The sequence below is a fragment of the Acinetobacter sp. SWAC5 genome (assembly GCF_003419885.1).
Lineage (GTDB): Bacteria > Pseudomonadota > Gammaproteobacteria > Pseudomonadales > Moraxellaceae > Acinetobacter > Acinetobacter cumulans.
In genome coordinates this window covers 1-13,856 of the sequence record NZ_QUWR01000007.1, presented here as the reverse complement: position 1 = coordinate 13,856, position 13,856 = coordinate 1, and the positions used below count along the sequence as shown (strand labels likewise).

The 13,856-nt window shown below is 39.6% G+C and carries 12 protein-coding genes and 1 pseudogene; 7 read left to right on the top strand and 6 right to left on the bottom strand.

From position 1 onward, the window contains the following. Window positions 1-74: 74 nt before the first annotated feature. Window positions 75-680, bottom strand: coding sequence for a TetR/AcrR family transcriptional regulator (locus tag DYI81_RS06505; RefSeq protein ID WP_117007034.1), 606 nt, complete (start codon window positions 678-680; stop codon window positions 75-77). Between the two features lie 69 nt (window positions 681-749). On the opposite strand from DYI81_RS06505, the gene DYI81_RS06500 reads away from it, so the two are divergent. Beyond that, window positions 750-1,949, top strand: a complete 1,200-nt coding sequence (locus DYI81_RS06500; protein ID WP_240627362.1) for a multidrug effflux MFS transporter — start codon at window positions 750-752, stop codon at window positions 1,947-1,949. An 88-nt stretch (window positions 1,950-2,037) separates the two neighbouring features. Here DYI81_RS06500 and DYI81_RS06495 read toward each other — a convergent pair whose 3' ends face one another. The 3 genes from DYI81_RS06495 to DYI81_RS06485 form a co-directional block, all read right to left on the bottom strand. After that, window positions 2,038-3,693, bottom strand: coding sequence for an AMP-binding protein (locus tag DYI81_RS06495; protein ID WP_106984868.1), 1,656 nt, complete (start codon window positions 3,691-3,693; stop codon window positions 2,038-2,040). A 267-nt stretch (window positions 3,694-3,960) separates the two neighbouring features. Further along, the gene (locus DYI81_RS06490; protein ID WP_106984869.1) at window positions 3,961-5,097 is read right to left on the bottom strand and encodes an acyl-CoA dehydrogenase family protein; all 1,137 of its coding nucleotides are present in this window, start codon (window positions 5,095-5,097) and stop codon (window positions 3,961-3,963) included. Between the two features lie 156 nt (window positions 5,098-5,253). Further along, window positions 5,254-6,024, bottom strand: coding sequence for a 3-hydroxyacyl-CoA dehydrogenase (locus DYI81_RS06485; protein ID WP_106984870.1), 771 nt, complete (start codon window positions 6,022-6,024; stop codon window positions 5,254-5,256). 137 nt (window positions 6,025-6,161) lie between these two features. On the opposite strand from DYI81_RS06485, the gene DYI81_RS06480 reads away from it, so the two are divergent. The 4 genes and pseudogenes from DYI81_RS06480 to DYI81_RS06465 all read left to right on the top strand — a co-directional run bounded on the left by DYI81_RS06480 (window position 6,162) and on the right by DYI81_RS06465 (window position 9,886). After that, window positions 6,162-7,202, top strand: a complete 1,041-nt coding sequence (locus DYI81_RS06480; protein ID WP_106984871.1) for an AraC family transcriptional regulator — start codon at window positions 6,162-6,164, stop codon at window positions 7,200-7,202. Window positions 7,203-7,421: 219 nt separating this feature from the next. After that, window positions 7,422-7,775 (top strand): hypothetical protein, encoded by a 354-nt coding sequence (locus DYI81_RS06475; RefSeq protein ID WP_106984872.1) that lies wholly within the window; start codon window positions 7,422-7,424, stop codon window positions 7,773-7,775. Window positions 7,776-8,081: 306 nt separating this feature from the next. After that, window positions 8,082-9,038, top strand: a pseudogene (locus DYI81_RS06470) (aliphatic sulfonate ABC transporter substrate-binding protein). A 17-nt stretch (window positions 9,039-9,055) separates the two neighbouring features. Further along, on the top strand, window positions 9,056-9,886 hold the full coding sequence (locus DYI81_RS06465) for an ABC transporter permease (protein WP_117007033.1): 831 nt from the start codon (window positions 9,056-9,058) through the stop codon (window positions 9,884-9,886). Window positions 9,887-9,948: 62 nt separating this feature from the next. Here DYI81_RS06465 and prmC read toward each other — a convergent pair whose 3' ends face one another. Next, a complete protein-coding gene (prmC, locus tag DYI81_RS06460) occupies window positions 9,949-10,767 on the bottom strand; it encodes a peptide chain release factor N(5)-glutamine methyltransferase (protein ID WP_117007032.1) in 819 nt (272 codons plus the stop codon). Next, window positions 10,767-11,855, bottom strand: coding sequence for a peptide chain release factor 1 (prfA, locus tag DYI81_RS06455; protein ID WP_117007031.1), 1,089 nt, complete (start codon window positions 11,853-11,855; stop codon window positions 10,767-10,769). Before prfA ends, prmC begins: the two co-directional genes overlap by 1 nt. Window positions 11,856-12,448: 593 nt before the next feature. Here prfA and DYI81_RS06450 point away from each other — a divergent pair. Further along, window positions 12,449-12,883: a hypothetical protein gene (locus DYI81_RS06450; RefSeq protein WP_117007030.1), complete on the top strand. Its 435-nt coding sequence runs from the start codon at window positions 12,449-12,451 to the stop codon at window positions 12,881-12,883. A 791-nt stretch (window positions 12,884-13,674) separates the two neighbouring features. Then, window positions 13,675-13,856, top strand: a 182-nt coding sequence (locus DYI81_RS06445) for a transposase (RefSeq protein ID WP_031978843.1), incomplete at its 3' end; no start/stop codon positions are given.

Genomic DNA, 13,856 nt, shown 5'->3' with positions numbered 1-13,856 from the left:
GCTGAGTTCTAAGTCCAAGTCCGATGACTGATTCACGATTTCAATATCCGTTTAAACAATTATGGTATCGATATTCAAGCTATTATCAGCATTGCATCGATAGTATTGTCAATTCTTTGATGAATTTCCTTTAAATTTGCTTCTTTGTTGATGAATAAAGCATCAATGAAAGGTTTAGTAATTGAAGCACCAAAAAGCATGTCTGCCAAAACCTCTGCAGTTAACGCTAAACGCCAGTCTGAGGGCAAAATACGCTCAATAGCTACAATGAGGTGATTACGACTCGATGCAATCCCCATTTCATAAAACGTATGTGTCATACCGTCCATATCCGCGTGTTCCGCAATGGATAGACGACATAATTTTATATGACGCTCAGAAAGTACGTGCTCAGCTATCATTTTCATGTGTTGTTTTAACCTGTCTACAGCATTCAAAGGAGAATCTGAAAAAGCTTCTTCAGGCCAAATATAAGAAGACTCAACCAATGAGTTCAATAAGGCGCGTTTATCTGCAAAATATGCATATAACGTTTTTTTAGACATTCCTGCTTCACTGGCAATTTGAGCCATCGTGACATTTTCAAAACCATAATTACCAAATAGCTGTTCTGCAACTGCAAAAATTTCTTTACGGCGTTGCTCTACTGTCATTGCCAAAGGTCTACCCAATTTAGCCATGTACTCTTCCTTGACTTAGGAAACCAGTGAGTTTCATAATGTGCGCCATTTAAACAATTCAGATTTATTATGACAGCATCCCCCAATCGCGCAATGCCAATACTTATTGCATTGCTTGCAACACTTGGCCCCATTGGCATTGATATGTATTTGCCTAGCATACCTGCAATGGCCGAGGCACTAGGCAATAGCGAAGGTGCAGTACAATTAAGTTTAATGACATTCTTTGTGGGTTTAATGCTTGGGCAATTGGTCTATGGCCCACTTTCAGATAAATTTGGTCGTAAGCCACTGATCTATTTAGGGCTGAGTATTTTTATAATCGCATCAATCAGCTGCGCTTTTGCAACAAATGTCATGCAACTCCAAATCATTCGTTTTGTACAAGGCCTTGGAGGGTCTATTGGAATGGTGATCGCTTTTGCGATGATTAAAGACCAATATCAAGGCCCTGCCATGGGTAAAATGATGTCTATGGTATTGGCAATTCTAGGTTTATCACCCGTAGTTGCACCACTGATCGGCAATGGCCTACAAACCTTGGGCTCTTGGCGCAATATTTTTGCATTTCTTGCCGTATATGGCATTGTGGTGATGAGTGCTGTCGCGCTTTACCTACCAGAAACACGTGATATCAAGCTACGTCAACAATTTAAGCTCTCACAGACATTTAAACTGTATGGTCGCATCATTACAGACCGTAAATTTATTATTTATGCACTGAGCTTATGTATTGCACAGGCTGCTTTCTTTGCCTACATTGCAGGCTCAGCAAGTGTCCTTATTTCTCAATATCAGCTGAGTTCTACCCAATTTAGCCTACTATTTGCCTTTAATGCTTTTGGCTTAATTATTACGGCCATTTTAACGCCAAAAATGCATGAAAAGTTTGGGCTCCTCAACGCCTATAAATTTACAACATTTGCCTTACTCATCGTCATGGCTATGCTTTTCTGTTGTCTTGTTTTTGGTATAAATCAGTTAATTCTATTTTGTATTATTATCTTTATAGCTGTTGCCTTGCTTGGTTTTATTATGCCAACAGGAACACAATTGGCATTAACTTTTCAACACCAAAATGCAGGCACAGCTTCAGCTTTATTGGGTGCACTGCAATTTGGCTTTGGTGCAATCATTACCGCAATTACGGGAAGTACTTCAGCTGTAGGCGCTATAGGCTTAATTAGTATTATGGCCACCTGTGCATTGCTTGCCACCATCACTTGCTTCGTGTTTTTTCCAAAGCATCTCCCGATGGCCAACCATTAAAAAAGATGCGACATATTAAAAAATAACAAATTACATCAACAATAAAGGCGGTCATTTGACCGCCTTATATTTAGATAAATTAAATTATTCAACCCACTTTGGCTAACTGCTCTAATTTTGCAATTTCTTGTTGCTTGAGCAAATTACGCTGAATTTTACCACTTGATGTTTTAGGTAAGCTGTCTACAAATTCAATTTCTTTTGGATATGCATGTTTTGATAACCGTGAACGTACATATTCTTGTAGTTTTTTCATGAGTTCTGCCGTAACAGCATATTGTGTTTTAAGCACCACAAAAGCTTTCACAATCTCAGTACGCTCAGGGTCTGGCTTACCAATAACTGCTGACTCTAGAACCTCTTCACACTCAAGCAAAGTACTTTCCACATCAAAAGGACCCACGCGATAGCCTGACGTTGTAATGACATCGTCAGCACGACCAATAAAATCGATGCCCAAATGTTCGTTTAAACGTACAGTATCACCTGTTAAATAATAGTGCCCGACAAATGATTTACGATTATTGCCCCCATAGCCATTAAACCAAAACAAAGGTGACTGTGAGCAATCAATGGCCAAGGTACCAATACCGCCTGCTACTACTTCTTGGTTATTACTATCTAATACAGCAAAACGATGCCCAGGAATTGCATACCCAGCAGAACCTACTTTCTTTTCATGCGCTAAGGCATGATGGTTGGCAATTACCATACCCAATTCAGTCTGACCATATTGATCGTAAATATTGACATTTAGATCATGGTTAAACCAATGAATAACTTCAGGTGTAAGTGGCTCACCCGCGCTACTCACCACACGCAAATGGGTTTTAATTGACTCATCAAACTTTTCTTTAAAGCCAAAAAACAAACGAAATGCTGTTGGCGATCCTGTTAAGTTACTCACTTTATATTTTTGAATAATTTGCAATGCGTTATCTACACTAAATGCACGCTCATCCATAATAATGCTATGACCTAAGCTTAATGGCCCTGTAATACCATAGTACAAACCATAAGCCCAACCAGGGTCAGCTAAGTTCCAAAATGAATCTTCTTCACGTAAATCGACAGCATGGGTCATATAACCTTTAAAAGCTAACATTGCCTTTAAAGGTACAGGTACAGATTTCGCCAAACCTGTCGTACCTGAGGTAAACATCATTAAAAAATAGTCATCAAAGCTTTGCATTTCTGCATCACAGTGTACAGATTGCTGGGCCATCACTGTCCAAAAATCCGCCTCAGTAGCTATCGAGTTAGGCATTACATCGACTTGCCCAACCGTTAAAATATGCTGCACTTTAAGGTTGTTTAATTTTGCACGTTGCTCTGTATTGGTCACAATCAGTTTAGTCTGTGCAACTTCAATACGGTGCTCAATTGCTTTAGATTCAAACGCAGTAAATAAGGGTTGATAAATTGCTCCAATACGCCATGTAGCCAATACAGTTATGAGTAATTCTGCTGTACGTGGCAATAAGCCCGCGATGCAATCTCCTTTTTGAATACCTAAACCTTTAAAATAATTTGCAAGCTTGCCTGAGGCTTCATCTAGTTGTTCAAAAGTCCATGTTGCCGATTCGCCATTCTTACCTTCCCAAATAAACGCTGTTTTGTGCTGTCCAACGTACCGCTGGCAACATTCCACATAGGCATTTACTTCCTTAGAATGACCTTGTAATTGCATTGTAATTAATTTTTCAAAATCAAAATCGAGATATGCTTGTTCAAGTGTTTTCATGGTATTCCCTATATCATGTGGGCTGAGGACTTGGCATCTGCTCTATGTCACTTCAGCATTGTTATATTGCTTACACACATCTTGCTGTGTGGCGCTGTACATCCCGTACTTCAATTTGGCCTAAGTTAAACTCACGCCTTTTTTATATAATTAGAAAAACACGTTTAAAGATGGCCTGCAATTTCCATAAACCTCATCTGTATTGCAGGCTTTGAACATCGACCAAAGTCTAATGACTTCGGCCTTCATGCTTATGACTCTGCATGTTTATGACTTGGCAACTTCACGCGCAATTACGAGGCGCTGAATATCGGATGCGCCTTCGTAAATTTGGCTGACACGCACATCTCTATAAATTCGTTCAACAGGAAAATCCGAAACATAGCCATAGCCGCCATGAATTTGAATTGCATCTGAACACACCCGCTCTGCCATAGTTGAGGCAAATAGCTTCGCCATAGACGCTTCTTTTAAGCAGGCTAAGTTGGCATCTTTTAAAGTGGCCGCATGAAAAATCAACTGACGTGCGGCTTCAATCTGTGTGGCCATGTCGGCCAAACGAAATGCCACCGCTTGATGCTCTACAATATTGACACCAAATGCTTGACGCTCATTGGCATATTCAATGGCTGCATCCAAAGCCGCCCGCGCCATACCAATACACTGGGCTGCAATACCAATACGGCCCGATTCTAAATTGGATAAAGCAATTTTGTAGCCATCACCTTCTTTACCCAATAAATGATCAGCAGGTATACGACAGTTATCAAATATAATCGTTGCAGTATCTGAGCAATGTTGGCCCATTTTTTCTTCTAAACACGATACGATATAACCTTCAGTACTTGTTGGTACTAAAAAGCATGAAATCCCTTTTTTGCCAGCTGCTTTATCTGTCACTGCAAACACCAATGCGACATCAGCATATTTACCGGTGGTGATAAATTGCTTGGTACCATTGATAACCCACTCATCACCATCACGTACAGCCTGACACATCAATGCACTGGCATCTGAACCAGCTTGTGGCTCTGTTAAGCAGAAGCAGCCTAACATTTCTCCAGTCGCTAATTTGCTTAAGTATTGCTGCTTCTGTTGCTCTGTTCCATAACGCTGGGTAATTCCACATGGCAAAGAGTTTTGTACGCTTACAATGGTCGAAATTGCGCCATCACCTGCGGCAATTTCTTCAATAGCCACAACCAAAGACACATAGTCCATGCCTGCACCACCCCATTGCTCAGACACAGTCATACCTAAAGCACCTAAGGCGCCCAATTCTTTTAATTCTTGCGCTGGAAAGCGCGAAGTTTTATCGCGTTCTGTAGCAGTAGGTTTCAGTTTATTTTGTGAATAATCACGCATCATTTCCTGAACCATTTTTTGTTCATCATTCAAAATCATGCTTACATCCTTTTAAAATTTAATTATTTTCACTATCAAATACATTGCAGTGGCGGTTGCGCCACCTGCTGGCCAAACATCCCATTTAGCCAGCAATAAATTAAGTTTCGTTGCTCACCCATCAAAAGGAAACAAGAAGTTTTTCCTTAAAATGAATTATTTAGGTTGCATACGAATTGCACCATCCAAACGAATCACTTCGCCGTTTAGGTAGCCATTTTCAAAAATATGCCCTACCAAGTGCGCAAATTCTTCTGGTTTTGCTAAACGCGGTGGAAATGGCACCATTTGCCCTAAAGCATCCTGTACATTTTGCGGTAGGCCTTTAAGCATAGGCGTTTCCATAATCCCTGGCGCAATGGTCATTACTCGAATCGCTTCGCGAGCCAACTCACGAGCTAAGGGTAAAGTCATTGCGACAACTGCACCTTTTGAAGCTGCATAGGCAGATTGCCCAATCTGACCATCATAAGCTGCCACAGAGGCTGTATTCACAATCACACCACGCTCTTCTTCACCCGCTTTTAATTCATATTTAGCTATTAAGCGCGCGCCAAAACGAATCATATTAAATGTACCAGACACATTGATATTCAATACTTTTTGGAACATTGCCAAGTCATGCAAACCATCGCGACCCAATACTTTTGCAGAAGGTGCGATCCCCGCACAATTGACCAAACCATTTAATTGACCATATTTATTCTCAACATGTTGAAAAAAAGCTTCTGTTGCAGCTTCGCTAGTTACATCTAACATGACAAATTCAGCATGCTCACCTAGGCGATGTTGTAAGCTTTCACCTAAGTCTTGGTTCATATCGACCATAATGACTTTTGCGCCTTGCCCAACCAAATAAGTAGCTGTAGCCGCCCCTAAACCAGACGCACCACCTGTAACTACAAACACTTTTCCTTGGATTTTCATTTTCTTTTATCCTAAACAACATGTTTTAAAATTCGACTTAAGACACAGAGTAATCACAGAATAAATTGAGTACAATTTCCAAATACTGCATCGCGCGTGATGTATTTGAACAATAGAAAATATACTTCAGCTCAATCATGGAATTTAGATTGGATCACGACTATTTCAAAGGGACAATTTCAATTAGCCTTGTACATGAAGCACTCCTTCATGCAAAACAACAAGGCTATGACACTTTTGCTTTACTGCAAAAAGCGGGTATTGCACCTGAACTGCTGCATTCGGATAAAACTCGTGTGTCGGTAAGCCAATATGCACAGCTTTGGATTGTACTTGCCGATGCAATGAATGATGAGTTTTTTGGGATGGACTCGCATCCCATGCGCCGAGGCAGTTATACATTCTTATCCAAATCAGTTACGCAAAGCACTGATTTAAAACAAGCTCTAACGCAAATTCTTCAATTTTTAAATCTTATTTTAGATGATTTTAAAAGTAAGTTTTTTGTGGAAGAACACTATGTATATATTGTGATTCAAGAAAATACCTTGCCCAAACGCATGTTCAGTTATGCTACGTATTTAATGTTAATTCATGGCCTGATGTGCTGGTTATGTGGACAACGTATTGTTTTGAATCGAATTCAGCTACGTTGCACTGCGCCGAGCGATGATCACGACTATAAAGTTCGATTTTGTGATGATATTCAATATGCTGCCGACGAAAACTATATTCAGTTTGATGCCAACTACTTAAACTTAGCCATTAAGCAAGACCAAAAAACTTGGCATCAATTTATTCTGCATACACCATATAACTTATTGGTGCGTTATAAAAACCCCAATGCATTGGGCCATCAAATTCGTAAACACTTTATGCAAACCGCAACGGCTGATTGGAAAGAACTGACCGAACTAGCGCCCCTTTTTAATATGTCGGAAGCCACGATGCAACGTAGACTTAAGCAAGAAGGCATTAATTTTCAACAACTCAAAAATGACATACGACGTGACCTTGCCATTGATTTGCTCGCACAAAGCCATTTAACCTTGCAAGATATTAGTGAACAACTGAACTTCCATGATGCAAGTGCATTTCACCGTGCCTTTAAAAAATGGACAGGCGTCAACCCAGGAATGTACCGCCAAAAACAACAGAATGAAATTTCAGAAGTCTAATATTTAAAATCACTCAAATAAGCTTAATTTTAGATTAATTGAAAAATTTACAAATTTATCAATAGTTTATTAAAAAACACAAATACGACTGTACGTTCATCGCTAGAAGATTGCCAACCCCCTTTAAATAGGTTATTTTTCACTCAATTTAAAGCATTTTGCTTATTGTTATTTTGGCTGTATCTCACTCCCTGATCTCATCACCTCGAAGGCTCCCACATGCTTAAGATGATAGACGTACTCGAGCAAAGCTTGGTACAAAATTTCTCTGAATCAATTTTTCAAGCAACTGAACAGACTGAAGCTCAGTTTCATCAGGAACTACTTAAGATTTCTGATATTGATTTAGCCAATATTGTCTCTACATTTTTCTTAAATGAGCAGGCACTTGAAATTGCACAACACTTGGATATTTCAACGGAAACCATTCAAGAAGTTCAAGCTGGTGCCAATTTAAAAGATGAAGCTTACATTACAGCAACTACTAAAATTGTTGCCTATTGTCTTGCAGTAGAAACTGATGCTTTCAACCAAGTTGAAGTGGCAGAATGTCTACAAGATTACCCAATGTAATCTATCACAGTAGTACAATAATCATTAAAAATACGGCGGCCGACATGGCCGCTTTATTTTGTATAAAAAACCTTTTTACAGCCCTAAACTACACTTATCAATTTAACTGAAATTTTATGATCTATTTGATATATAAAACAAAATCACATACTAAATTTTTAAAATAAATATTTTTCAATAACTTAATATTTAAAATACTCTATTTTTATATTTTTCATTTTGTTATCACTTTTTCTATTTTGCTCTATTTAACTTCAGCACGTATTTATAACGAATTATTTTTGCGCTATACATTTTCGGGGTTATATGAAAACGATTCGTCAACTTGCTATCTTGGCTACTACGGCTTTAGTAACCACAGTGACTTTGGCAGCACCACCAAAAGAAATCAAACTGGATTATGCCTACTATGCCCCAACCAGTTGAGTGGTTAAAGATCAAAAACTCTTAGAAAAAGCCTTCCCTCAAAGCCAAATCAAATGGGTATTTAGCCAAGGTTCAAACCGCTCATTAGAGTATTTAAATAGTGGTAGTATCGATTTTGCTTCCACTGCAGGTTTAGCTGCGGTATTAAGCAAGGCCAACGGTAGCCCTATTAAAACAGTGTATATTCAAAGCCAACCTGAATGGACCGCATTACTGGTGGCTAAAAACTCAAATATTAAGAATTTAAAAGATTTAAAAGCTAAAAAAATTGCAGCAACCAAAGGTACTGATCCCTATTTATTTACTTTACAAGCGTTAGAAACAGTTGGTTTAACTAAACGAGATGTACAACTGGTTCATTTACAACACCCAGATGGTAAAACGGCATTAGAGCGTGGCCAAGTCGATGCTTGGGCAGGACTTGATCCATTAATGGCTTCGGCTCAACTACAGTCTGGAGCTAAACTGCTTTACCGCAATGTAAGCTTCAATAGCTATAGCGTTTTAAGCGTAAAAGATGCTTTTGCAAAAGAAAACTCTGAAACTGTGACCACGGTGATTAAGGCGTATGAACAAGCACGAAAATGGGCCAAAGCACATCCTGATCAAGTTGCCACACTATTAGCCAAGGAATCTAAGCTTCCTTTAAATGTTGCAAAACTACAAATTAGCCGTACCAACTTCGATCAAAACGTTCCAACTGCAAAACATATTGCTGCCTTACAAAAAGCAGGCAATATTTTGACTGAAGAAGATTTAGTACGTAAAGGCACGGATGTAAACCAAGTAGTGACTCAATTACTTGATGCAAAATTTGCACAAAATGCTGTGAAGTAAAAGGCATTTTTTGACTTATGACACATTCTCAAGCAATACCGAAAGCACCTACTTCACTCAAACTGAAAATTGAAAGTGAAGCATCTAGGCCCAAGTTAAGCACTTGGGCAAAAGCGCTCACGATCCCAGTTTTAGTTCTTATATTATGTGAATATTTGGTTCGTGCAGGCTGGATTGAACCGTATTTACTCCCTGCGCCCAGTAGCCTTTGGCAAAGCTTCACAGAATTGGCAGCTGGAGATTTATGGCAACATATTTGGACAAGTAGCTTACGTGTATTAATTGGCTTTTTAATCGGCAGTTTTTTAGCCTTGTTTTTTGCAGTATGGGTTGGTCTAAGCAAACAAGCTGAAGCCTTTTTAGAACCAAGTTTTTCAGCCATTAAGTCTATTCCTAGCTTAGCATGGATACCACTTTTGCTCCTTTGGCTGGGTATTGATGAGGCTTCAAAAATTACTTTAATTGCAATTGGTGCATTTTTTCCTGTGTATACCAATACCGTAGCAGCAATTAAAGGCGTAGACCGTAAATTAATCGAAGTCGCTCAAGTCTATCGTTTAAAATATTGGCAAGTTGTACAGCAAATCATATTACCAGCAGCCTCCCCAGGCATATTGACTGGGCTACGTAATGGTCTGAGTTTATCTTGGATGTTTATGATTGCTGCTGAATTAATTGCAGCAACACAAGGAATTGGCTATTTACTTAGTGATGGCCGAGAAACCTCGCGACCAGATATTGTCATTTTAGCGATTATTTTATTGGCAATATTAGGTAAGTTAACCGATCGTGTCATGCAAGCACTAGAAACTTGGTTACTTCGCTGGCGAGACGTTATTAAACAGTAACCGCCTTTCAAAATAAAAGCGCATTGAATGCGCTTTTATAATTTGTTTTTGGCTCAGCTACATTACTGTTGCCATTGCCCTAAGGTCACACGGTCATTTCCGCCATAATCTTTTACAGTACGGACATATCGATAGCCTGCTTGTAAAAATAGATGACGTACCGCTTCACCTTGATCATATCCATGTTCGAGCGCAACCCAGCCATTCACGGTTAAATGCTTTTTGCCTTGCTGAATAATTTGCTCGATATCTGCAAGACCATGCTTATCTGCCACTAAAGCGCGCTCAGGCTCTGTCGCTAGATCTTTCATGTGCACATCGTCTGCATCGATATACGGCGGATTCGACACAATCACATCAAAGAATTCACGGCCAAATGGCTTTAACCATGAACCCAATACAAATTTCACATGCGCTAAATCATGTGCTTTGGCATTGTATTCTGCGACTTCCAGTGTCGGCTCATAAATGTCTGACGCTGTAACAGACCAATCAGGCCGTTCACTTGCCAATGACAAAGCAACGGCACCTGTTCCTGTGCCTAAATCTACAATACGCGCATCTTCAGGCAAGTCTAAACGCAACACGGTTTCAACCAATACTTCAGTATCCGGACGCGGTACCAAAGTGTCTTTAGTCACTTTTAAGTCTAAAGTCCAAAATGGCTGTGAACCCGTAACATAAGCCAAAGGCTCACCCGCTGCAATACGTTCTAAACCAGCGAGATAAGCTTGTTCTTGCTCTGCGGTTAACGCTTGATCCTTCTTCATGATTAAATCAAAAGAATCAATTTTCGTAATGTGCTCGAGCAACCATGCATTTTCCTGACGCTCATAGCTTTCAGGTTCACCGCGATAGGCCAACGCCTGTGCAATATTCATTAGCCACCATTCTGCTGAGCTAACATTGCCAATTGGTCGGCTTGATATTCGCGGTGCAAACTATCCAGCAATTCTGTTAAGTCGCCTTCCATCACAGCATCTAACTTATATAGCGTTAAGTTAATACGGTGATCGGTCATACGGCCTTGCGGATAGTTATAGGTACGGATACGTTCAGAGCGGTCGCCCGAGCCAACCAAGTCACGGCGCATTTCAGACGTTGTCGCATCTGCAGCTGCACGTTTTGCATTTTCCAGACGTGAAGCAAGTAAAGCCATCGCTTTGGCTTTGTTCTTATGCTGTGAACGCTCATCCTGACATTCCACCACAGTTCCTGTTGGAAGATGGGTAATACGAACTGCCGAATCGGTTTTGTTAATGTGCTGACCACCCGCACCTGACGCACGATAAGTATCAATACGCAAATCAGATGCGTTAATTTCTACTGTGGTGTCTACATCTATTTCAGGCAAAATTGCTACGGTACATGCTGAAGTATGCACACGACCCTGTGATTCTGTCGCTGGTACACGCTGTACACGATGCGCACCGCTTTCAAATTTCAAACGGCCATACACGCCTTCGCCATTTACAAGGCAAATGACTTCTTTATAACCGCCATGCTCGCCTTCATTTTCTGAAAGTACTTCAATACGCCAACCTTTAGATTCGGCATATTTGCTATACATACGGTATAAGTCGCCTGAGAAAATCGCAGCTTCATCACCACCCGTTCCTGCACGGATTTCCAAATATGCAGAGTTCGCATCATTCGGATCTTTAGGAATCATTAAGATGTTAAGGTCAGCTTCCAAAGTGCTAATCAAAGCTTTATTTTCTTTAATTTCTTCCTGAGCCATTTCCTTAAAATCAGGATCAGACAACATAGCTTCAGCAGTTTCTATATCTGCCTCAGCTTGAGTATATTTGTGCCATACTTCAGTAATTTCGCTCAAATCACTATGTTCGCGTGAAAGTTGACGAAAACGTTTATTATCTGAAATTACCTCAACATCTGCGAGTAAGGCATTTAATTCTTCGTGACGGTCAGATAATTGATCCAACCGCAAACGCAGTGATTCTTTCATTTTACAAAATATCTCTTTAACGCCTGCCCTGATATAGCAAATACAATCCAGCTAGAGCAGACAAATCTTCATTTTGCGCTTAGTTTACAGATTCTCAGTTTTAAATGACATCTTTATTGTTAGTCAGCGACTTATCGCTTTGGCCTATATATGTCACAGCATCTATATAGAATGTGGACTTTTAAAGTCCCTTTAACTTTAAAATTTTTAATCCGACAAAATTGTATTTTAAATCATCATGGTTTCAGATAAATTTAAGCCGTTCAACTTAGCATATTGGGTAAATTAAACTAAGCAGGATGAATAGAAACGGAAAAAAATTACAAGTTACACTCTATATCTACGATAAATCCTGTTTTTAGGTCGCATATTTAAATATGTGATGCCCATCGTTCTACTTTATTTATTCATCATTGCCTGCAATGGGTGAAATTAAAGGCAGTTTTTTCACATTTGTTACAAACAGAAACATTGCTTACACCAAAGCACATTAATTTGGGGAAGGCTCTCCATATTTTTAAAGAAGTCTTTTGTTACATTTACCCCATCAAAGAAATTAAAGAGTCCAAATAAGATTGGACATGGAGTTAACCATGAAAATGAATACCCTTTTACTGAGCAGTGCTTTGGCACTCACTTCAGTTTTTACGGTTAGCGCCCACGCTGACAGCACTACTCGCGTTGCCGCTGCTAGTGCGCTTGGTAGTGTTGCAGGAACTGCAATTGGTAAAAATATGGGTGGCAACACGGGTGCGACCATTGGTGCAGCACTTGGCGGTGCGGGTGGTGCAGCGGTAGCAAGTGACCGTCGTAACCGTACAGATTCTGCGATTGGTGGTGCTATTGGTGGCGGTGCGGGTTATACCGTAGGTAAAAGCATGGGTGGCACAAATGGTGGTTATGTAGGTTCTGCCCTTGGTGCTGCAGGTGGTGCTGCTTTAGGGAATAAAATCTCTAAAGATAAGCAATACGACAACAGTAGCCGTAAATACAGCAAAAAGCACGGTAAAAAATATCGCCGTCATTAATTCGAATGAATTAATACACAAATCTGAAAGAGAATTTTTAAACGCTTAATGCTCAGCATTAGGCGTTTTTCTTTGCACAGTTACATAACGAAGAAAAAGTTGAACCATTTGACTCATCTCTTACGCCTCATCATATAAAATGAAAAAGATAATTCACGCGACTTCATTCATCCAATGAGGTAAGTCAACTTTTAAACTAGATGTCTTATATATGTCGCCACTTTGTATGAAACTACAATCCGCGTAGAAGAAGTTTTAAGCTTTTTCCCCCATTTTCACAAGTCTCTTCTAAATAAAAGTCTTCTAAGATGTAGTACTCCCAACGACTCACATTACAGTGAGATGAATTATTATCGCTACAGAGCATAAGTTCATTTAAATATATAAATCAATTGAGGAGGATTTTATCTGTATTAAGCTTCTGAGCTTTATACAAACAATGCTTAAACTCAGCTCATTTCCCCTCATTTAATACAATAGACTTCCGTCATAAATCAAAAAACGTACAATTTATTTGATCTTAAATTAATCAGCAAAATTATTTAATTCAAGAGATAATCCTTGGATGAAATTCAAAGATATTCAAAAATTATCAGACGTTAAGTTTCGTAGGCTTACCGGTGTTAGTTGGGCTACATTTAACCTCATGTTGGCCGAGCTAAATAAGCATTTACCTGGTCATATTGGTAAAGGACGACCGCATAAATTACCGTTGGAAGATCGTTTGCTCTTATGTAGGCTTTGTTGCACAAACCTATCTGTAAAGGGTTTTTCAGCGATATAATTTTCAAATGAAGAAGCCTACACACAAAATCTACCGCACAACCAATTGGCCCGCATATAACCGAGCACTTATGAGTCGCGGAAATATTGCCATTTGGTTTGATCCTGCTACGCAATGGTATGCGCCATCAAAAGGCAAACAAGGGCGAAATCAAACCTACTCCGACGCAGCCATCCAATGCTGCTTAAT

What these genes read in the sequence shown, in the direction of transcription:
- prmC (WP_117007032.1), bottom strand. Translation starts at nt 10,767, where the DNA reads ATGAATATTGCACAGGCGTTGGCCTATCGCGGTGAACCTGAAAGCTAT.
- DYI81_RS06475 (WP_106984872.1), top strand. Translation starts at nt 7,422, where the DNA reads ATGCTTAAGATGATAGACGTACTCGAGCAAAGCTTGGTACAAAATTTC.
- DYI81_RS06485 (WP_106984870.1), bottom strand. Translation starts at nt 6,024, where the DNA reads ATGAAAATCCAAGGAAAAGTGTTTGTAGTTACAGGTGGTGCGTCTGGT.
- prfA (WP_117007031.1), bottom strand. Translation starts at nt 11,855, where the DNA reads ATGAAAGAATCACTGCGTTTGCGGTTGGATCAATTATCTGACCGTCAC.
- DYI81_RS06465 (WP_117007033.1), top strand. Translation starts at nt 9,056, where the DNA reads ATGACACATTCTCAAGCAATACCGAAAGCACCTACTTCACTCAAACTG.
- DYI81_RS06480 (WP_106984871.1), top strand. Translation starts at nt 6,162, where the DNA reads ATGGAATTTAGATTGGATCACGACTATTTCAAAGGGACAATTTCAATT.
- DYI81_RS06505 (WP_117007034.1), bottom strand. Translation starts at nt 680, where the DNA reads ATGGCTAAATTGGGTAGACCTTTGGCAATGACAGTAGAGCAACGCCGT.
- DYI81_RS06490 (WP_106984869.1), bottom strand. Translation starts at nt 5,097, where the DNA reads ATGATTTTGAATGATGAACAAAAAATGGTTCAGGAAATGATGCGTGAT.
- DYI81_RS06500 (WP_240627362.1), top strand. Translation starts at nt 750, where the DNA reads ATGACAGCATCCCCCAATCGCGCAATGCCAATACTTATTGCATTGCTT.
- DYI81_RS06450 (WP_117007030.1), top strand. Translation starts at nt 12,449, where the DNA reads ATGAAAATGAATACCCTTTTACTGAGCAGTGCTTTGGCACTCACTTCA.
- DYI81_RS06495 (WP_106984868.1), bottom strand. Translation starts at nt 3,693, where the DNA reads ATGAAAACACTTGAACAAGCATATCTCGATTTTGATTTTGAAAAATTA.